The 19,601-nt window shown below is 66.8% G+C and carries 19 protein-coding genes; 10 read left to right on the top strand and 9 right to left on the bottom strand.

Annotation, left to right across the window (positions count from 1 at the left end):
* Positions 1–23: 23 nt before the first annotated feature.
* Positions 24–1,217 carry a pyridoxal phosphate-dependent aminotransferase gene (locus tag AC5P7S_RS02340; RefSeq protein ID WP_005419455.1) on the top strand — a complete coding sequence of 398 codons (1,194 nt, stop codon included), beginning with the start codon at positions 24–26 and terminating at the stop codon, positions 1,215–1,217.
* 70 nt (positions 1,218–1,287) lie between these two features.
* On the opposite strand, the gene AC5P7S_RS02335 is transcribed toward AC5P7S_RS02340, so the two are convergent.
* Together AC5P7S_RS02335 and AC5P7S_RS02330 are read right to left on the bottom strand one after the other, a co-directional pair.
* Positions 1,288–3,384, bottom strand: coding sequence for a prolyl oligopeptidase family serine peptidase (locus AC5P7S_RS02335; protein ID WP_095378273.1), 2,097 nt, complete (start codon positions 3,382–3,384; stop codon positions 1,288–1,290).
* 69 nt (positions 3,385–3,453) lie between these two features.
* Positions 3,454–3,753 carry a hypothetical protein gene (locus AC5P7S_RS02330; RefSeq protein ID WP_095378272.1) on the bottom strand — a complete coding sequence of 100 codons (300 nt, stop codon included), beginning with the start codon at positions 3,751–3,753 and terminating at the stop codon, positions 3,454–3,456.
* 128 nt (positions 3,754–3,881) lie between these two features.
* On the opposite strand from AC5P7S_RS02330, the gene AC5P7S_RS02325 reads away from it, so the two are divergent.
* Positions 3,882–4,481 carry a lipocalin family protein gene (locus AC5P7S_RS02325; protein WP_005419460.1) on the top strand — a complete coding sequence of 200 codons (600 nt, stop codon included), beginning with the start codon at positions 3,882–3,884 and terminating at the stop codon, positions 4,479–4,481.
* 93 nt (positions 4,482–4,574) lie between these two features.
* Here the strand turns inward: AC5P7S_RS02325 and AC5P7S_RS02320 are convergent, their stop codons facing one another.
* The 3 genes from AC5P7S_RS02320 to AC5P7S_RS02310 form a co-directional block, all read right to left on the bottom strand.
* Entirely contained in the window at positions 4,575–5,264 is a 690-nt protein-coding gene (locus AC5P7S_RS02320; RefSeq protein WP_005419463.1) for a methionine ABC transporter permease, read from the bottom strand.
* Complete coding sequence (locus AC5P7S_RS02315) at positions 5,261–6,268, bottom strand: methionine ABC transporter ATP-binding protein (RefSeq protein ID WP_033834529.1); 1,008 nt, start codon at positions 6,266–6,268, stop codon at positions 5,261–5,263. The genes AC5P7S_RS02320 and AC5P7S_RS02315 overlap by 4 nt, the downstream gene beginning before the upstream one ends.
* A 179-nt stretch (positions 6,269–6,447) precedes the next feature.
* Positions 6,448–7,344, bottom strand: a complete 897-nt coding sequence (locus tag AC5P7S_RS02310; protein ID WP_005419466.1) for a DMT family transporter — start codon at positions 7,342–7,344, stop codon at positions 6,448–6,450.
* Between the two features lie 143 nt (positions 7,345–7,487).
* On the opposite strand from AC5P7S_RS02310, the gene AC5P7S_RS02305 reads away from it, so the two are divergent.
* From AC5P7S_RS02305 to AC5P7S_RS02295, 3 genes are all read left to right on the top strand, one after another.
* Positions 7,488–7,970 (top strand): YajQ family cyclic di-GMP-binding protein, encoded by a 483-nt coding sequence (locus AC5P7S_RS02305; RefSeq protein WP_005419468.1) that lies wholly within the window; start codon positions 7,488–7,490, stop codon positions 7,968–7,970.
* Positions 7,971–8,070: 100 nt separating this feature from the next.
* Entirely contained in the window at positions 8,071–8,637 is a 567-nt protein-coding gene (locus AC5P7S_RS02300; protein ID WP_061479870.1) for a DUF1415 domain-containing protein, read from the top strand.
* A complete protein-coding gene (locus AC5P7S_RS02295) occupies positions 8,634–9,437 on the top strand; it encodes an SDR family oxidoreductase (protein WP_005419471.1) in 804 nt (267 codons plus the stop codon). The genes AC5P7S_RS02300 and AC5P7S_RS02295 overlap by 4 nt, the downstream gene beginning before the upstream one ends.
* Before the next feature lie 103 nt (positions 9,438–9,540).
* Here AC5P7S_RS02295 and AC5P7S_RS02290 read toward each other — a convergent pair whose 3' ends face one another.
* Positions 9,541–11,571, bottom strand: a complete 2,031-nt coding sequence (locus AC5P7S_RS02290) for a M3 family metallopeptidase (RefSeq protein WP_033835682.1) — start codon at positions 11,569–11,571, stop codon at positions 9,541–9,543.
* A 165-nt stretch (positions 11,572–11,736) separates the two neighbouring features.
* On the opposite strand from AC5P7S_RS02290, the gene AC5P7S_RS02285 reads away from it, so the two are divergent.
* Complete coding sequence (locus tag AC5P7S_RS02285) at positions 11,737–12,141, top strand: hypothetical protein (RefSeq protein ID WP_005419475.1); 405 nt, start codon at positions 11,737–11,739, stop codon at positions 12,139–12,141.
* Positions 12,142–12,302: 161 nt separating this feature from the next.
* Here the strand turns inward: AC5P7S_RS02285 and AC5P7S_RS02280 are convergent, their stop codons facing one another.
* On the bottom strand, positions 12,303–13,415 hold the full coding sequence (locus tag AC5P7S_RS02280; protein ID WP_095378271.1) for a PLP-dependent cysteine synthase family protein: 1,113 nt from the start codon (positions 13,413–13,415) through the stop codon (positions 12,303–12,305).
* Positions 13,416–13,540: 125 nt separating this feature from the next.
* Between AC5P7S_RS02280 and gloA the strand changes: the two genes are divergently transcribed.
* Entirely contained in the window at positions 13,541–14,059 is a 519-nt protein-coding gene (gloA, locus tag AC5P7S_RS02275) for a lactoylglutathione lyase (RefSeq protein ID WP_053497569.1), read from the top strand.
* 95 nt (positions 14,060–14,154) lie between these two features.
* Positions 14,155–14,583, top strand: coding sequence for a VOC family protein (locus AC5P7S_RS02270; protein WP_095378270.1), 429 nt, complete (start codon positions 14,155–14,157; stop codon positions 14,581–14,583).
* Positions 14,584–14,650: 67 nt separating this feature from the next.
* Here AC5P7S_RS02270 and AC5P7S_RS02265 read toward each other — a convergent pair whose 3' ends face one another.
* Together AC5P7S_RS02265 and glmS are read right to left on the bottom strand one after the other, a co-directional pair.
* Positions 14,651–15,082, bottom strand: coding sequence for a CBS domain-containing protein (locus AC5P7S_RS02265; protein WP_033834978.1), 432 nt, complete (start codon positions 15,080–15,082; stop codon positions 14,651–14,653).
* A gap of 447 nt (positions 15,083–15,529) precedes the next feature.
* A complete protein-coding gene (gene glmS, locus AC5P7S_RS02260; RefSeq protein ID WP_069139708.1) occupies positions 15,530–17,368 on the bottom strand; it encodes a glutamine--fructose-6-phosphate transaminase (isomerizing) in 1,839 nt (612 codons plus the stop codon).
* A 203-nt stretch (positions 17,369–17,571) separates the two neighbouring features.
* Between glmS and AC5P7S_RS02255 the strand changes: the two genes are divergently transcribed.
* Both AC5P7S_RS02255 and AC5P7S_RS02250 read left to right on the top strand, forming a co-directional pair.
* Complete coding sequence (locus AC5P7S_RS02255) at positions 17,572–18,849, top strand: efflux RND transporter periplasmic adaptor subunit (protein ID WP_005419485.1); 1,278 nt, start codon at positions 17,572–17,574, stop codon at positions 18,847–18,849.
* A gap of 28 nt (positions 18,850–18,877) precedes the next feature.
* Entirely contained in the window at positions 18,878–19,600 is a 723-nt protein-coding gene (locus AC5P7S_RS02250; protein WP_005419487.1) for an ABC transporter ATP-binding protein, read from the top strand.
* The last annotated feature ends 1 nt before the right edge of the window (position 19,601 follow it).

Below are 19,601 nucleotides of genomic sequence, written 5' to 3'. Positions count from 1 at the left end.
GCCGGCCGGCGTACCATGGGCACATGAGTACCCTGCCCCACACGCCGGGCTACAGCCGGCGCAGCCATGAAATCGCCCCGTTCCATGTGATGTCCCTGCTGGCCCGCGCGCAGGCGCTGGAACAGGCCGGCCACGATGTGATCCACCTGGAAATCGGCGAACCGGACTTCACTACGGCCGAACCGGTCGTGCGGGCCGGCCAGGCCGCACTGGCCGCCGGCCATACCCGCTACACCGCCGCACGTGGCCTGCCGGCCCTGCGCCAGGCGATCAGCGGTTTCTATCGCAGCCACTACGGTCTGGACATCGATCCTGAGCGCATCCTGGTCACCCCGGGTGGGTCCGGTGCGCTGCTGCTGGCCAGCAGCCTGCTGGTCGATCCCGGCCGCCACTGGCTGCTGGCCGACCCCGGCTACCCCTGCAACCGCCACTTCCTGCGCCTGGTGGAAGGCGGTGCGCAACTGGTACCGGTCGGGCCGGAGACCACCTATCAGCTGACCCCGTCGCTGGTGGAACAGCACTGGAATGCCGACAGCGTCGGCGCGCTGGTCGCCTCGCCGGCCAACCCGACCGGCACCGTGCTTTCCGCCGCCGAGCTGGCGGCATTGTCGAAGACCCTGCACGCGCGCGGTGGTCACCTGGTGGTGGACGAGATCTACCACGGTCTGACTTATGGCCTGGATGCGCCCAGCGTGCTGCAGGTGGATGACAGCGCGTTCGTGCTGAACAGCTTCTCCAAGTATTTCGGCATGACCGGCTGGCGGCTGGGCTGGCTTGTGGCGCCGCCGTCAGCAGTACCGGATCTGGAGAAGCTGGCGCAGAACCTGTACATCAGCGCCTCGAGCATCGCCCAGCATGCCGCCCTCGCCTGTTTCAGCGAGGAATCGATGGCGATCTTCGAACAGCGCCGCGACGCGTTCCGCCAGCGTCGCGACTTCCTGCTGCCCGCACTGCGTGAGCTGGGCTTCCGTATCGAAGTCGAGCCACAGGGCGCGTTCTACCTGTACGCCGACGTCAGCGCGTTCACCGACGACGCGCAGGCATTCTGCGCGCATTTCCTGGAAACCGAGCACGTGGCGTTCACCCCGGGCCTGGATTTCGGCTTCCATCGTGCCAACCAGCACGTGCGCCTGGCCTATACCCAGGAGGTACCGCGATTGCAGGAGGCGGTGGCGCGGATTGCGCGCGGATTGAAGCGTTGGCAGGGACCACGTTGACGGTAGTGCCGGCCGTTGGCCCTACCGGATAAGGAAAAACGCCGCCCTGGGGCGGCGTTTTCCGTTCTGCTTACTTGCCGCCCAACCGCTCCCACAGGAAGCTGTAGGCCAGTGCCGACATGTGCGCGGCCTGCGCGTTGTTGGCGGCGCCGCCGTGACCCCCTTCGATGTTCTCGTAGTAGGTCACGTCCTTGCCGGCGTCGATCATCTTCGCCGCCATCTTGCGGGCATGGCCCGGGTGCACGCGGTCGTCGCGGGTCGAGGTGGTGAACAGCACCGGCGGGTAGTTCTTCTTCGCGTTGAACAGGTGGTACGGCGAGAAGGTCTTGATGAACTCCCAGTCACTGGTATCCGGGTTGCCGTACTCGGCCATCCACGAGGCACCCGCCAACAGGTGGCTGTAGCGCTTCATGTCCAGCAACGGCACCTGCACCACCACCGCACCGAACAGCTCCGGGTACTGGGTCAGCATGTTGCCGGTCAGCAGGCCACCGTTGCTGCCGCCCTGCACGCCCAGGTGCTTGGCGCTGGTGATCTTGCGCTTGACCAGGTCCCGCGCCACCGCGGCCATGTCTTCGTAGGCCTTGTGGCGGTTCTGCTTCAGCGCCGCCTGGTGCCAGCGCGGGCCGTACTCGCCGCCACCACGGATGTTGGCCACCACGTACACGCCGCCCTTCTCCAGCCAGGCGCGGCCCATGCCACCGGAATAGCTCGGGGTCAGCGAGATCTCGAAGCCACCGTAGCCGTACAGCAGCGTCGGATTGGAGCCATCGAGCTTCATCGCCCTGTCGTGCACCACGAAGTACGGCACGCGGGTGCCGTCCTTGCTGGTGGCGAAGTGCTGCTCGATCACCTTGCCCTTGGCGTCGAAGAAGGCCGGCATGGTCTTCAGTGTTTCCGGGGCCTGGCCGATCTCGGCCAGCGCCAGCGTGGTCGGGGTCAGGTAGTCGGTGGCGGTCAGCCACACCGCGTCGCTGTCATTGCTGTCCACTGCAGCCACGCCCAGTGTGCCGAAGGCCGGGGCGCCGACGAAGCGGCTCGTCTGCCAGCCGTTGGCGCCCGGGGTCAGCACCGACAGGCGGTTCTTGACGTCGTCCAGCACGTTCAGCACCAGGTGGCTTTTGGTCCAGGTGGCGCTGGCCAGCGAGGTGGTCGCGGTCGGGGTGAACAGCACCTCGAAGTCGCGCTTGCCGGCCAGGAAGTCGTCCAGCTTCGTCGCCAGCAGCGAACCGGACGCATAGGTCTTGCCGCCCACGGTCCACGGATCGCGCAGTTCCAGGGTCAGCCACTGCTTGTGCAGGCCCTTCTCGGCCGAGTTCGGCGCGTCGATCTTGGTCAGCGTGCCGTCGTCGCCACGCAGGTAGAGCTCGTTGTTGTAGAACGCCAGCGTGCGGCTGACCAGGTTGCGCTCGAAGCCCGGGGTGTCATCGTGCATCGCCGCGATGTACATGTCTTCCGGCTTGCCTTCGTACACCGTCGTGGCCGAGGCCATCGGCGTGCCGCGCTTCCACAGCTTGGCCACGCGCGGATAGCCGGACGTGGTCATCGTGCCGGCACCGAAATCGGTGTAGACGAACACGGTGTCGCGATCGACCCAGTTGAGGCCCCCCTTCGACTCCGGGCGGAAGAAGCCGTCCTTGATCCAGGTCTTGTTGGCCAGGTCGAACTCGCGGGTGACGTCGGCGTCGGCGCCGCCGCGCGACAGCGCGATCAGGCAACGGCTGTAGTCCGGGCGCAGGCAATCGGCGCCGTGCCAGACCCAGTTCTCACCCTCGGCCTTGTTCAGTGCATCCAGGTCGAGCACGGTCTCCCACTGCGGCGACGCCTTGCGGTACTCGGCCAGCGTGGTGCGCCGCCACAGGCCGCGCTCGTGCTGCTGGTCCTTCCAGAAGTTGTAGTAGTAGTCGCCGATCTTCTGCACGCCCGGAATCTTGGCATCGGAGTCGAGCACCTCGCGGATGCGGGTCTCCATCTGCTTGAAGGCCGGGGTCTGCGCCAGGCGCGCCTCGGACTTGGCATTCTGTTCCTTGACCCAGGACAGCGGCTTGTCGCCGGTGACGTCCTCCAGCCAGGCGTAGCGGTCGGTATCCTCAGCGGCCACGGCGGTCCCCACCGAGGCAGCGGTCATCATGCCGGCCAACAGGCAGGCGGAAGCGAGTCGTGACATTGCAGCTCCAGGCAGTCATAAGCCGTGGAACGCTAGCACGGAATGCCGCGGCCTCCCCCGTGTCGAAGGTCAGGCCGTGGCCGCCGGGCCGCGCCGGCGACGCGCCTGTCCACCGGTACGCCGCACCTTTGCCGGCCCCGACAGGCGCGGCAGCGGGAAGCGCAGCAGCGCCCACCAGGCCGCGAGCGGCATGCCGATCAGCCACATCGGCAGCCAGCCCAACCACGCGCTGCTGCCACGTGCCGCTGGCCAGACCAGTACCAGCGCCAGTCCGGCCAGCGCCAGTTGCCGCACGCCACGCAGCAGGCGCGGGTCGGCGCGTTCGATGATGCGTTCAGTTGCAGGGTGACGGACGGAACGTGTGTTCATGGGCCTTCTCCGGTAGACAATGCAACACAGCTTGGGCAAGCCCCTTCTCACAGATTGCGACACCATTGACGGATCGCGCACGCTCAGTCGACCATGCTCAGGCAAAGCCCTCCTGAGCCCGCTCCCGCATGACTTCGATCCGCCCGCTCTGCGCCGTGTTGCTGGCCCTGTCCCTGGCGGGCCCCGCCATGGCGGTCGGTGAGCCGCCATCACCCCGTGCCAGCGTCCCGCGCGCCGATCCGGATGCCCCGATCGACCTCAAGCGCTTCATGGGCACCTGGTACGTGATCGGCCGCGTGCCGAACTTCATCGAACGCGGGCACGTCGCCAGCGTCAACGAGTACGAGTTGCGCGACGAGCACAAGGTCGGCATCACCTACCGCTACCGCGACGGCTTCGGCGAACCCCTGCAGGAGATCCGTGCACGCGCCAGCGTCGACCCGGACAGCGGCAACCACGGCTGGCGCACCTGGTTCTACCGCGTGGTGCCGACCCACTCCCGGGTGCTGGACGTCGCCCCGGATTATTCGTGGGCACTGATCGGCTACCCGGGCCGCGAGATGGCCTGGATCTTCTCGCGCACGCCGGACATGGACAAAGCGCTGTACAAGGAGCTGGCCGAGCGCCTGCGCGACGAGTACGGCGTGAACACCGACAAGCTCAAGCGCGTGCCGCAGCATCCGGAACAGGTCGGCAAGCTGGGCTACGAAGTACCGAACGCGCGTTGACCGCACGTGGAATTGCCGGCCAGCGGCCGGCACTACCGTTTCCAGGCATTGGGGTAGAGCCGGCCGCTGGCCGGCTACCAGCAGGCGTAGCGGTTACTTGCGGCTGTAATGCGCGACCAGGCGGTCGCCGAGCATCTGCAGCAGCTGCACCAGGACCAGCAACACCACCACGGTGACCAGGGCCACGTCGGTGCGGTTGCGCTGGTAGCCTTCGCGCAGCGCCAGGTCGCCCAGGCCGCCGGAACCGATCGCGCCGCCCATGGCGGTGAAGCCGACCAGGGCAACGGTGGTGACCGTGGCGGCGGCAATCAGGCCCGGCCGCGCTTCGGGCAGCAGCACCCGGGTGACCAGCTGCCAGGTCGTCGCGCCCATCGACTGCGCGGCCTCGACCACGCCGCGGTCCACTTCGCGCAGCGCGGTCTCGACCAGGCGCGCATAGAACGGCGCGGCACCGATCACCAGCGCCGGCAGCGTGCCAAGCACGCCGATCGACTGGCCCATCAGCCACAGCGAGACCGGAATCAGCACCACCATCAGGATGATGAAGGGCACCGAACGCAGCAGGTTCACCACGATCGCCAGTACGCCATAGGCAAACGGCCGGCGCTTCATCTGCGGCGCACCGAACACGTACAGCAGCACGCCCATCGGCAGGCCGATGGCCAGGGTCAGCGGCAGCGAGCCGGCCATCATCAGCAGCGTCTCGATGGTGGCCTTGCCGATATCCACCCACTTATCCGCATCCAGGTGGCGGAAGAAGCCTTCAGCAGTAGCGACGATCATCGACGAAGTTCCTCAACGTGCACGCCGGCGGCCACGAACGCGGCCTGCGCGGCGGACTGGTCGCCGCCCACCAGGGCGACCACCAGCTGGCCATACGGGGTGTCCTTGATCCGGTCGATGCGGCCGGACAGGATGTTGTAGTCGACCCCGGTCTGCCGCGCGACACTGCCGAGCAGGGGTTCGTAGGTGTCGCCACCGAGGAAGGTCAGGCGCACGATACGGCCGCCAACGGCATCGAAATCACGGTGCAGCGCCCCCTCGTCCACATGCTCCGACTCACTGACGAAACGGCGGGTGGTCGGATGCTGCGGGTGCAGGAACACCCGGGTGACCGGACCGGTTTCGACCATCTGGCCGGCATCGAGCACCGCAACGCGGTCGCAGACACGGCGGATCACGTCCATCTCGTGGGTGATCAGCACAATGGTCAGGCCGAGCTCGCGATTGATCTTTGACAGCAGCGACAGCACCGAAGCGGTGGTCTGCGGATCGAGCGCACTGGTGGCCTCGTCGCACAGCAGGATCTGTGGACGGGTCGCCAGGGCGCGGGCGATACCGACGCGCTGCTTCTGGCCACCGGACAGCTGCGCCGGATACTTCTGCGCATGCGCTTCCAGGCCCACGGTCTGCAGCAGCTCGGCCACGCGCGCGTCGATTTCCGTCTTCGGCGTGCCGGCCAGTTCCAGCGGAAAGGCGACATTGCCCGCCACCGTGCGCGACGACAGCAGATTGAAATGCTGGAAGATCATGCCGATGCGCCGGCGCAGCGCGCGCAGGCCGTCCGCGTCCAGCGCGGTGACATCCTCACCACCAATCAGCAGCCGGCCACCGCTGGGTTCTTCCAGGCGGTTGATCATGCGGATCAGGGTCGACTTGCCGGCGCCGGAATGGCCGATGATGCCGAAAACCTCACCGGCCTCGATGGTCAGGTCCAACGGTTGCAGCGCGCTGATCTCGCGGCCGGCAACGGCATAGGATTTGTGCAGGCGCTGGAACTCGATCACGGGCGTGGCTCACCGGCTGGGTGACGGAAGGGGGCGTGCAGCCTACCAGCGCAGGCGGTCGCGCGCCCGCGCCATGGGCCAGAATGTTATTCCTTTTGGTTCTAACGTACCTGCTCCGGCGCGGGTTCCGGGGTCGGATCCCCGCAGGGGCTCTGACCCCGCTTCCCGGCCAAACCGGTTCAGGGATGATCCAGCGGCTTCGGTGGTTCCTGCCGGTTGACCCGCTCGCGGTGCAGCAGGTAAAGCCCCGAAGCCACGATGATCGCCGCGCCCACCCAGGTATAGCCATCGGGCAGCTGGCCCCAGAAGGCCAGGTCCCAACCGATCACCCAGACCAGCCCGCTGTACTCCAACGGCGCGATCATCGAGGCCTCGCCCAGCTGGAAGGCCCTGGTCAGGGCGATCTGGCCCAGCGCCCCGGCCAGGCCCATGCCACCGATCAGCGGCGCATGTGCCAGCTGCAGCGGCACCCAGCCGGGTAGGGCCAGCAGGCCGGCACCGATGGCCATGATCACCAGGAACCAGACCACCATCGACTGCGAGGTATCGGTGCGGGTCAGCAGGCTGACCGTGATCGCCGCAATGGCATAGGCGGTGGCCGCGGCCAGCACCATCAGCCCCGGCACCGAGATGAAGCCATCGACGCCCGGCCGCAGCACCACCAGCACGCCGACCAGGCCAATCCCGATGGCGACCCAGCGCCGTGGCCCGACCCGCTCGCCCAGCAGCGGCACCGACAATGCGGCGATCAGCAGCGGGGCCACGAAATAGATGGTGTAGGCAGTGGACAACGGCAGGTCGCGCAGGGCGAACACGAAGCAGCCGATCATCGCCATGCCCAGCGCACCACGCAGCAGGTGCAGCCCCCAGCGGCGCGGCACCAGCGAACGCGGCCCGGCGCTGGCCAGCACCCAGACCAGCACGAACGGCAACGAGGCCGCGCCGCGCAGGAAGGTTACTTCCAGGGTGGGGTAGCTGGCCGACAGCTGCTTCATGCCAGCATCCATCAGCGAGAAGCAGGCGACCGCAGCGACCATCCAGGCCACCGCGCGAGAGGGGGAGCGTTGCACGTTCATGGCCCATTATCGCCCGGTCGTCGCATTCTGTAGAGCTCGGCCGCTCTTCAAAAAGCAGCCGAGCGTGGGCTCGGTTCTACAAACGGCGGGCATGGGGCCCTCGCGATAGAATGGCTGCCACTGAATCCTGCGGAGCATCGCCCATGCCTTCCTTCGACGTCGTGTCCGAAGTCGACACCCACGAACTGACCAACGCCATCGACCAGGCCAACCGCGAACTGGCCACCCGCTTCGATTTCAAGGGCGTGGATGCCAAGTTCGAACGCGATGGCGATGTGATCAACCAGTTCGCGCCGACCGAATTCCAGCTCAAGCAGATGAACGACATCCTGCGTGCACGCCTGGCCGCGCGCGGCATCGACGTGCTCAGCCTGGAGTTCGGCGACATCGAGACCAACCTGGCCCAGGCCCGGCAGAAGATCACCGTCAAGCAGGGCATCGAGCAGAAGATCGCCAAGAAGATCGCCGCTGCGCTGAAGGAAGCCAAGCTGAAGGTTGAAAGCCAGATCAATGGCGACAAGCTGCGCGTGCAGGGCAAGAAGCGCGACGACCTGCAGGACGCCATCGCCGTGCTCAAGGCCGGCAAGTTCGAGTTGCCGCTGCAGTTCAACAATTTCCGCGATTGATCTGGCCGCCGGGCATGGCCCGGCGCCGGCACCTGCTGTACGACGGCGCGTTGCCAGCGACGCGCCTACAATGTCCGCCCCGCCAGCCGACGTGTCCGCCATGACCGACGCCCAACTGCCCACCGAGGACCCGATCGCCGCCACCCGCCTGTGGCTGGAACGCATCGTCATCGGCCTGAACCTGTGCCCGTTCGCCAAGGCGGTCTACGTGAAGGACCAGGTCCGCATCGTGCTCAGCGATGCGACCACGACGGAAGCCCTGGTTGAGCAGCTGGCCGAGGAACTGGTCCTGCTGCGTGATACGCCGGCCGAGCAGATCGATACCACGCTGATCGTGCATCCGCAGGTGCTGACCGATTTCCTCGACTACAACGACTTCCTCGACAACGCCGACGCGGCGATCGAGGCGCTGGACCTGCAGGGCATCCTGCAGGTGGCCAGCTTCCACCCCGACTACCAGTTCGACGGCGTGGCCGCAGACGACGCCAGCAACTACACCAATCGCGCGCCCTTCCCCACCCTGCACCTGCTGCGCGAAGACAGCGTGGCGCGCGCGGTGGACGTCTATCCGGATCCGGACGTGATCGTCGAGCGCAACATCCAGACCCTGGACCGCATCGGCGTGGACGGCTGGCATCGCCGCCTGCGTGGCGAAGACCTGTCGTGAGCACGGTACCGCCGATTGCCGCTTGGCCGGCCGCGCCGCTGTCGGGCAAGGTGGTGCTGGTCACCGGCGGTGCCAACGGCATCGGCCGTGGCATCGCGCAGGCCGTGCTCGGCGCCGGTGGCCGCGTGCTGATCGGCGACCTCGACATGGAGGCCGGCGAGGCGTGCCTGGCGGAATGGCAGCGTGGTGAGGATGCCGTGTTCCAGCGCCTGGATATCACCGACGAAGCCAGCGTGCGCGCCTTCATCGCCGTGGCCCTGCAGCGTTTCGGCCGCATCGACGGGCTGGTCAACAACGCGGGGATTGCCAGCCCGCACGGCACGCTGCTGCAGGACATGGACTGGGACGAGTGGCAGCGCCGGCTGTCTTCGCTGCACGGCGCGTTCCTGTGCAGCAAGCATGCGTTGCCGGCACTGACCGCCAGCGCCGCCGGTGCGATCATCAACATCGCCTCGACCCGCGCCTGGCAATCCGAAGCACACAGCGAAGCCTATGCCGCAGCCAAGGGCGGGCTGGTGGGCTTCACCCATGCGCTGGCGATCAGCAGCGGCCCGGCGGTGCGGGTGAACAGCATCAGTCCCGGCTGGATCGGCACCTGCGAGTGGCAGGCACCCTCACGGCGACACGCACCGGAGTATTCGGCCACCGACCATGCGCAACACCCGGTCGGCCGCGTCGGCCAGCCGGAGGACATCGGTGCGTTGGCCGTTTACCTGCTGTCATCACTGTCCGGTTTCAGCACCGGCCAGGATTTCATCGTCGACGGCGGCATGACCCGGAAGATGATCTACGCCGAATGACCCGCCACCGGTAGTGCCGGCCGCTGGCCGGCATTCCGGTAGATCCACGCCATGCGTGGATGGCAGTGAAGTGCCAACCAAGGTTGGCACCCACCACCATGGATTACGCCATGCCCGAGTGGCGAAGCAGCGCATCGATCTGCGGAGCACGGCCGCGGAAGGCCTTGAAGTTGTCCGCCGCCGGGCGGCTGCCACCGCGCGACAGGATCTCATCACGGAAGCGTGCACCGGTTTCAGCCAGTGCCTGCGGCGCTTCCTCGAAAGCGGCATAGGCGTCGGCGCTGAGTACCTCGGCCCACTTGTAGCTGTAGTAACCCGCGGCGTAACCGCCCGCAAAGATGTGGCTGAACTGGTGCGGGAAGCGGTTCCAGGCCGGCGGGTGGTTCACCGCCACTTCCGCGCGCACGCGGTCCAACAGTGCCAGCACGCTGTCCTGCGCTGGTTCGAACTGGCTGTGCAGCAGCATGTCGAACAGGCCGAACTCCAGCTGGCGGACGGTGGCCATGCCGCTGTGGAAGTTGCGCGCGGCCAGCATGCGCTCGTACAGCGCGCGCGGCAGCGGCTCGCCGCTGTCCACGTGCGCGGTCATCGCCTGCAAGTGATCCCATTCCCAGCAGAAGTTCTCCATGAACTGGCTGGGCAGCTCCACCGCATCCCATTCCACGCCGTTGATGCCGGCGACGCCCAGTTCGCCGATGCGGGTCAGCAGCTGGTGCAGGCCGTGGCCCATCTCATGGAACAGCGTGGTCACTTCGTTGTGGCTGAAGGTGGCCGGCTTGCCGTTGGCACCGCGGCCGAAGTTGCACACCAGGTAGACCAGCGGCGTCTGCACGCTGCCGTCGGTGCGCACGCGACGGTTGCGGCAATCATCCATCCACGCCCCGCCGCGCTTGCCCTCGCGGGCGTACAGGTCCAGGTAGAACTGGCCAACCAGCGCACCCTGCGCATCGACCAACCGGAAGAAGCGCACATCCTCGTGCCACACCGGCGCGCTGTCCTCCTGCACGCGCAGGCCGTACAGCTGCTCGATCACCGAGAACAGGCCGCCCAGTACCTTCGGCTCGGTGAAATACTGCTTCACCTCCTGCTCGGAATAGCTGTAACGCGCCTGCTTCAGGCGGTCGGCGGCGAAGGCCAGGTCCCAGGCCTGCAGGCTGTCGATGCCGAGCTGTTCGCGCGCGAACTGCTCCAGCTCGGCGCGGTCCCTGGCGGCGAACGGCTTGGCGCGCGCGGCCAGGTCACGCAGGAAACCGAGCACTTCGGCCGGGTCCTGCGCCATCTTGGTCGCCACCGAGTAATGGCCGTACGAATCGAAGCCGAGCAACGCAGCCAGTTCGGCGCGCAGGGCAAGGATGCGGTCGATGTTGCCGCTGTTGTCCAGTGCGTCATCGCCGAATTCGGACGCACGCTGGGCGCTGGCGCGGTACAGGATCTCGCGCAGGTCGCGGTCCTCGCCCCAGGTCTGCACCGGCAGGTAGCACGGCATCTGCAGGGTCAGTTTCCAGCCGGCCTTGCCGTCCTTCTGTGCTGCGGCATGCGCGGCGGCCTTCACGTCTTCCGGCAGGCCCTTCAGCCGCGCTTCGTCTTCGATGATCAGCGACCAGGCATCGGTAGCGTCGAGCACGTTCTGCGAGAACTTCGCCGACAGCGCCGACAGTTCTTCCTTGATCGCAGCAAAACGCTGCTGCGCCTCGGGCGCCAGCTCGGCGCCGCCCAGGCGGAAGTCGCGCAGGGTGTTGTCCAGCACCTTGCGCTGGGCTTCATCGAAATGCGCCGCCTCCGGGCTGGCGGCCAGCGCCTGGTACTGGCGGTAAAGCGCCAGGTTCTGCCCCAGCACACTGGCGAAGCGGGTCACCCGCGGCAGGTTGCTGTTGTAGGCCTCGCGCAGCTCCGGGGTGTTGACCACGCCCTGCAGGTGGCCGACCAGGCCCCAGGCGCGCCACAGGCGCTCGGTGGCATCGTCCAGCGGGGTCACGAAGGTCTGCCAGGTGACCGGCTGCACCTGCTCGGCTGCGCTGACGGCGGCTTCGGCCTCGGCCAGCAGCACATCCAGCGCCGGCGCCACGTGCTCGGGGCGGATCGCCTCGAAGCGCGGCAGGCCGGAAAAATCGAGCAGGGGGTTGGCAACGGTCACGGCAGGTCTCCAGGGTACGGGCCCGGCAGGCGGGCAGCCCGGTAGATATGGCGCTGCCAGGCATCGCTGACAAGGGGGCACGGCATTCACATCGGCCTTACGCGCGCCCCCCGAAGCTCTGGGTGCGGGGGAGTCCGCAGCGGCACGTACCGAACGAGGCCCCACATGGAAGGTCTGGCTGCAGTTGCATCCGCCTCACCGGCGCGGTCGCTGGCACTGTCTGCCAGCGCGGCCGAACTGGCCTGGATCGCCGCGCTGTGCGATGCCGGCGACGACGCCCCGCGCCACCTGCAGCAATTGCAGGCGGTGCTGCAGCAGGGCGGCACGTTCAATGAAAGCCAGGAGTGGTACCCGTTCGAAGTAGTCGAGCGCGGCGCCAGCCAGCTGCAGCTGGGCCATGAGCGCGAGTTCGTGATCTGCGTGTTGCTGTGGTTGCAGGCATTGGCCCAGGGCCGCGCCAGCATCCTGGATCCCACCCTGCACCTGGATGACCGTGCGATGGACATCGAGGCGTTGCCTGATGCGCTTCGCGACGCGGTGCTCGATGCCTTCACCGCGGCGGGATATTGAGACGCCCCGGCGACCGGGTGGAGTCGACTTTCGCGCGCAGCGCGGGATTTTCGCGACCTGAACGTAGAGCAGTCGACTAACAGTCGACTCTACCAATCGACGCACGCCTCTGCGGTGCCCCCTGGCATCGCCGGCATGGCCCGGCGAGAGCGTCGTCCATGCTACAGCGCTTCCAGGCTGCACCACGGCAGCTCGGGCAACCCCTGCCCGGCCACCGCCGCGGCCAGCTGTGCATCGGCGCCGTCGACATCGATGCCCTGGCGCAGGTACCACGCCGGGTCGTAATAGCTCTGCGCGTAGCGTTCGCCGCTGTCGCACAGGATGCTGACGATGCTGCCCTGGTGGCCCGCCTCGCGCATCCATTGCGCGGCCTGCAGCACGCCGATGAAGTTGGTGCCGGTGGAGCCACCGACGCGGCGGCCGAGCTGGCGGCTGACATGGCGCATCGCGGCCAGGCTCAGCGCGTCGGGTACCTTGACCATCGCATCGACGCTGGTCGGGATGAAGCTCGGCTCCACCCGTGGCCGGCCGATGCCCTCCACGCGCGAACCACCACTGCAGGTCAGGTCGCGCCAGTCCTGTCCACCGGCCACAGCGGCCCGGTAGCCGTCGAAGAACACCGACACTTCCGGGTCCGCGCACAGGATGCGGGTATCGTGGCGGCGGTAGCTGACATAGCGGCCCAGGGTGGCGGCGGTACCGCCGGTGCCGGGGCTGCACACGATCCATTCCGGAACCGGGCTGGGCTCTTCGGCCATCTGCTTGAAGATGGACTCGGCGATGTTGTTGTTGGCACGCCAGTCGGTCGCGCGCTCAGCGTAGGTGAATTGGTCCATGAAGTGGCCACCGGTTTCACGGGCCAGCTTTTCCGAATCACAGTTGAGGTCGCAGGCACGTTCGACCAGGTGGCAGCGGCCACCGTGGAACTCGATCGCGGCGATCTTCTCCGGCGAGGTGGTGGCCGGGATCACCGCAATGAACGGCAGGCCGAGCAGGCGCGCGAAATAGGCTTCGGACACCGCCGTCGAGCCGCTGGACGCTTCGATCACCGGCCGCCCTTCGCGCAGCCAGCCATTGGCCAGCGCATACAGGAACAGCGAGCGCGCCAGCCGGTGCTTGAGGCTGCCGGTGGGATGGCTCGACTCATCCTTCAGGTACACATCGATGCCCTCGAACCCGGGCAGCGCCAGCGGGATCAGGTGGGTATCGGCGGAGCGGTTGAAATCGGCTTCAATCTTGCGGATGGCGGCGGCCACCCATTCACGCTGCGACATGGCGGGCAATCGTTGTCAGGACGGAACGGTGCGATCCGGCCATTGTACGTCGCGGTACCGTCAGGTGCTGGCCGGTAGAATGCCCCCATCCGGCCGGCAACGGCCCTGTCTGAAGGACCTCCCCCATGACCATTCCCGCCCTGCGCGATGTCCCCGGCGTCGCCGCCCAGGCCCCGGCCGAAACCACCGGCTTCGTGTTCAACCACACCATGCTGCGGGTGAAGGACATCACCGCCTCGCTGGACTTCTACACCCGCGTGCTCGGCTACCAGCTGATCGACAAGCGCGACTTCCCGGAGGCCCAGTTCAGCCTGTACTTCCTGGCCTACGTCCCTGCCGGCGTGGTGGTACCGGAAGACGACAGCCAGCGCCGCGTGTGGATGGCCGGCCTGCCGGGCGTGCTGGAACTGACCCATAACCACGGCACCGAAACCCAGGACGGTGCGGTCTATCACGACGGCAACAGCGACCCGCGCGGCTTCGGCCACATCTGCGTGTCGGTGCCGGACATCGAGGCGGCCTGCCGGCGCTTCGAGGACCTCGGGGTCACCTTCCAGAAGCGACTTACCGACGGCCGCATGAAGAACCTGGCCTTCATCAAGGACCCGGACGGCTACTGGGTCGAGATCATCGCCAACGTCTGACCCCGAAAAGGGGACGGAGGGGATTAAGCCGTTTCTGGCACTATTGTGCTGGAAGCGACTTAATCCCCTCCGTCCCCTTTTTCTGTGAGGTTCGTATGGAAACGATGGAACTGCACCGTGGCCGCCTGATCGACCACATCCAGCTGGTGGTGCGTGACCTGCCCGCCAGCCGCCGCTTCTACCAGGCAGTGTTCGACACGATCGGCATCCCACTGGGCGGCGAAGGGCCAGACTTCTTCTGGGCCGACGAGCTGTTCATTTCCAGTGCCAGCAGCCGTGCCGCCGCCGGCCAGCTGACCGGCCGCCACCATCTCGCCTTCCAGGCCCGCGACAGCGCCACCGTTGATGCCTTCCACACTGCCGCGATCGCCGCCGGCGGTACCGACAATGGCGCGCCAGGCGAACGCCCCTACCACCCGGGCTACTACGGCGCCTTCGTGCTCGACCCCGATGGCAACAACATCGAAGTGGTCTATCACGGGCCGGCGAACTACAGCGCCGATTCGGTGAAGGTCACGTTCTGATATCACCGGCGCCGTGAACGAAGAAGCCGGGCAATGCCCGGCTTCTCTGCTTCCAGCGCTGCGGCCCTCAGTGGGCGGCCATGTAGATGTCCTGCAGCACCGCCTTTTCCAGTTCCAGCTCGCCCAGCAGGTTCTTCACGATATCGCCCAGGCTGAGGATGCCGACCAGGCGAGTGCCTTCGGTGACCATCAGATGACGGCGCCGCGAGTACGTCATCAATGACATGGCCTGTTTCAGCGTGGCGTCCGGCGCAATGCCCTCCAGACCGGTGGACGGCAGGCTGGAAATCACCCGGCGGCCGGCCTGCGGGCCGTCGTCGGCCAGGGTGCGCACGATGTCCTTCTCGGAAATGATGCCGACCGGGGCATCGTCCTTCATCACCACCAGCGCAGCGATCCTGTTCGCGCTCATCTTGTGGGCGGCGGCACCGATCGTGTCTTCGGCATCGATGGTGATGACAGCTTCTTTCTTGGATTGCAGGAGTTCGCGGACGTTCATTCTTGTTTCCTGGTGCAGGTCACTGAAGTCAAAAAAGTGTGCTCTTCCGATACGCCCCCTCCCCGGGAACAGACCTTTCAGCGCACGTCTGGCGCACCCGTCTGCCGCTTGGAATCACTCGACAGACGATGTGCTGCAACGCGAACGAGGCGGGTTCAATCGCTCAACCCTAACCTCGGCCAGATCGATTCTACGACTGCGACCCTCGGTCACTACCGGCATCGATAGGACAGTTCGTCGTGGGAACCAACTGACGATCCAGAGAATGGCACCGTGGCTGAAACCGCCGCTGAATACAGGCGGCTTCGCGCATTAAAGAATGATTGCCTGCTGCCGACGACGGACAGAACGCCCGGAGGCTGTCCCACTTCGTACTGCGTCCGGCACAAACGAAAGGGGCCTCGCAGGCCCCTTTCGCATGCAGCATCCCACAGCTCCGGGAATGCCTTACTCCACCGTCACGCTCTTGGCCAGGTTGCGCGGCTTGTCCACGTCGGTGCCGCGTGCCAGCGCGGTGTGGTAGGCCAGCAGCTGCACCGGGATGGTGTGCACGATCGGGCTGAGCACGCCCGCATGGCGCGGCGTGCGGATCACATGTACGCCTTCGGACTCATTGAAGTTGCTGTCCTGGTCGGCGAACACGAACAGCTCGCCACCACGCGCACGCACTTCCTGCATGTTCGACTTCACCTTCTCCAGCAGGCTGTCGTTCGGCGCGATCACCACCACCGGCATGTCCTCGTCCACCAGCGCCAGCGGACCATGCTTCAGCTCACCGGCCGGGTAGGCCTCGGCGTGGATGTAGGAGATTTCCTTGAGCTTGAGCGCGCCTTCCAGCGCGATCGGGTAATGCAGGCCGCGGCCCAGGAACAATGCGCTGCTCTTGCGCGCGAAACGCTCGGCCCAGGCGGCGATCTGTGGCTCCATGTTCAACGCGTGCTGCACGCTGCCCGGCAGGAAGCGCAGCTGCTCCAGGTAGTCCGCTTCCTGCGCCGCGTCGATGCGGCCATGCAGCTTGCCCAGCACCATGGTCAACTGGAACAGTGCGGCCAGCTGGGTGGTGAAGGCCTTGGTCGAGGCCACGCCGATCTCGGCGCCGGCGCGGGTGTAGCAGACCAGTTCGCTGGCGCGCGGAATCGCACTTTCCGGCACGTTGCAGATCGACAGCGTGTGCTTGTGGCCCAGCGATTTGGCGTACTTCAGCGCTTCCATCGTATCCAGCGTTTCGCCGGACTGCGAGATGGTCACGATCAGATGCTTGGGGTTCGCGTAGGCCGCGCGATAGCGGTACTCGCTGGCGATTTCCACGCTGCACGGCAGGCCGGCGATGGCCTCGATCCAGTAGCGCGCGGTCAGGCCCGAGTAGTAGCTGGTGCCGCAGGCGATGATCTGCACGCCTTCGATGCCCGACAGCACCGCTTCGGCGTTCTTGCCGAACAGCCCGGCCGGGAAACCACCGGCATCGATCGCCGCCTCGATGGTGTCGCCCAGCGCGCGCGGCTGCTCGTGGATTTCCTTCTGCATGAAGTGGCGGTACGGGCCCAGCTCCAGCGATGCCAGCGACACGTCGGACAGGTGCACATCGCGCTCGACCGGCTGGTCGTGCTCGTCGAAGATGCGCACGCCATCACGCCGGATCTCGGCGGTGTCGCCCTCTTCCAGGAAGATCACCTTGCGCGTGGCCGAGATCACGGCCGAGACGTCGGAGGCGACGAAGTTCTCTCCCTCGCCCAGGCCGACCAGCAGCGGGCAGCCCATGCGCGCGCAGACGAAGCGCTCCGGCTCGGCGCGGCTGACCACGGCCAGCGCGTAGGCACCGGTCAGCTCCTTCACCGTGTGCTGCAGCGCCACCAGCAGGTCGTCGCCGCCCTTCAGATGATGGTGGATCAGGTGCGCGATGACCTCGGTGTCGGTCTGCGATTCAAACGTGTAGCCCAGCGCGCGCAGCTTCTCGCGCTGCTCTTCGTGGTTCTCGATGATGCCGTTGTGCACCAGCGCCACACCGTGGCTGATGTGCGGATGTGCATTGGCCTCGGTGACACCGCCGTGGGTGGCCCAGCGGGTGTGGCCGATGCCCAGCACCGCATTGAAGCCCTCGGCCTCGGCCGCCGTGGCCATTTCCGACACTCGACCGGTACGACGGACGCGACGGACTTCGGGGCGCTCGGCGTGGTCGATCACTGCGATGCCCGAGGAGTCGTAACCACGGTACTCGAGCCGCTTCAGGCCTTCGATCAGTACCGGCACCACATCGCGATCAGCGATTGCACCCACGATTCCACACATGTCACGCGATTCCTTGGAGACGATCGGCGCATTCTAGCCCGCCTGCCTGGCTTCCCCCTCCTGTCCGCTTAATGAAAGTGTCCGGAAAGGTGTCCGCGGACACCCGGACACTCCCCCGAAATCCCCAACCCCTTGACCTGAAAGGAAATAAGGTTGGCACGCTACGTGCTTGGTATTGGCTACCACCGTCAGGCACGCACCCGATGATCCGCGACACTTCCGCACAGGACCAGATCGTTTCCTCCGCCCCGGCCGGCACCACCCGCGCCAGCTGGCATCGCTACCGCTGGCCGGCGCTGGGCGCCATTGCGCTGCTCGCCGGCATCGGCTGGGCGGTCCATGCCTGGTCCAATGCCAGCCGCTCCTTCGACAGCAGCCGCGTGCGCATCGCCGAGGTGAAGCGGGGCGACCTGGTCCGTGACATCGCCGCCGACGGCCGCGTGATCGCCGCCAACAGCCCGATCCTGTACGCGATCTCGGCCGGTACCGTGGACCTGAAGGTCGTCGCCGGTGACGTGGTCAAGAAGGGCCAGGAGCTGGCGATCATCGACAGCCCGGAACTGCGCAGCAAGCTGGCCCAGGAACAGGCAACGCTGGCCGGCCTGGAAGCCGAGGCCAGCCGCGCCGCGCTGGACGCGACCCTGGCCCGTGCCAAGTCACGCAAGGAAACCGACCAGGCCACCATCGAACGCCAGGCCGCCGACCGCGACCTGCAGCGCTACCAGCGCGGCTACGACGGCGGTGCGGTGCCGCAGATCGACCTGGCCAAGGCGAAGGACTCACTGAAGAAGGCCGACATCACCCTGGCCAACGCCACCACCGACGCGCGCCTGCAGAGCCAGGGCGCCGACCTGGATGCCCGCAACAAGCGCCTGCTGGCCGACCGCCAGAAGGCCGTGGTGGCCGAAGTGCAACGCCAGGTCGATGCACTGACCCTGCGGGCCCCGTTCGATGGCCAGGTCGGCCAGGTCCAGGCGGTGCAGTCCACCAACCTGGCCGCCAACGCGCCGGTGCTGGGCGTGGTCGACCTGTCCAAGTTCGAGGTCGAGATCAAGGTGCCGGAGAGCTTCGCCCGCGACCTGGCGATCGGCATGCCGGCCCAGCTGACCGGCGGCAACGGCCAGCCGTTCCCGGGCGAGATCAGCGCGGTATCACCGGAAGTCGTCAACGGCGAGGTCAACGCCCGCGTGCGCTTCGCCAGCGCGCAGCCGGAAGGCCTGCGCCAGAGCCAGCGGATGTCGGTGCGCGTGCTGCTCGATACCCGCAAGAACGTGCTGAAGGTCGAGCGCGGCCCGTTCGTCGAACAGGGCAACGGCATGGCCTACGTGATGGATGGCCGCACCGCCGTGCGCCGCCCGGTGGAACTGGGCGTCAGCAGCCTGGGCGAAGTGGAAATCAAGTCGGGTGTGCAGCCGGGCGACCGCATCGTGGTCTCCGGCAGCGACCTGTTCAAGGACGCCGAACGCGTCTCCGTCAACTGATACCTGAATCCTGGAGAGAGGACACCCCATGTACATGCTCGAAATGCGTTCGGTCGCCAAGGTCTTCCGCACCGAACAGGTGGAAACCCACGCGTTGCGCTCCCTGGAACTGCAGGTCAAGGAAGGCGAGTTCGTCGCCGTCACCGGCCCGTCCGGTTCCGGCAAGACCACCTTCCTCAACATCGCCGGCCTGCTGGAAACCTTCACCAGCGGCACCTACATGCTCGACGGCCAGGACGTGAGCACGCTGGGCGATGATGCGCGCAGCCGCCTGCGCAACCAGAAGATCGGCTTCATCTTCCAGGGCTTCAACCTGATCCCCGACCTCAACCTGTTCGACAACGTCGACGTGCCGCTGCGCTATCGGAAGATGAGCGCCAACGAACGCCGCGAACGCATCGAGAAGGCGCTGACCCAGGTCGGCCTGGGCTCGCGCATGAAGCACTACCCGAATGAGCTGTCCGGCGGTCAGCAGCAGCGTGCGGCGATCGCGCGTGCACTGGCCGGCAGCCCGCGCCTGCTGCTGGCCGACGAACCGACCGGCAACCTGGATACGCAGATGGCGCGCGGCGTGATGGAACTGCTGGAGGAGATCAACGCTGCCGGCACCACCATCGTGATGGTCACCCACGATCCGGAACTGGCCGCGCGCGCGCAGCGCAACGTGCACATCGTCGACGGCCAGGTCACCGACCTGGTGCGCGAGCCGGTGCTGGCCACGCCGCGCCACATCGTCGCCGTCAACGAGTGAG

The organism is Stenotrophomonas sp. YJH_SMC_32 (assembly GCF_059369975.1).
This window is presented reverse-complemented; position numbering and strand designations above follow the sequence as displayed.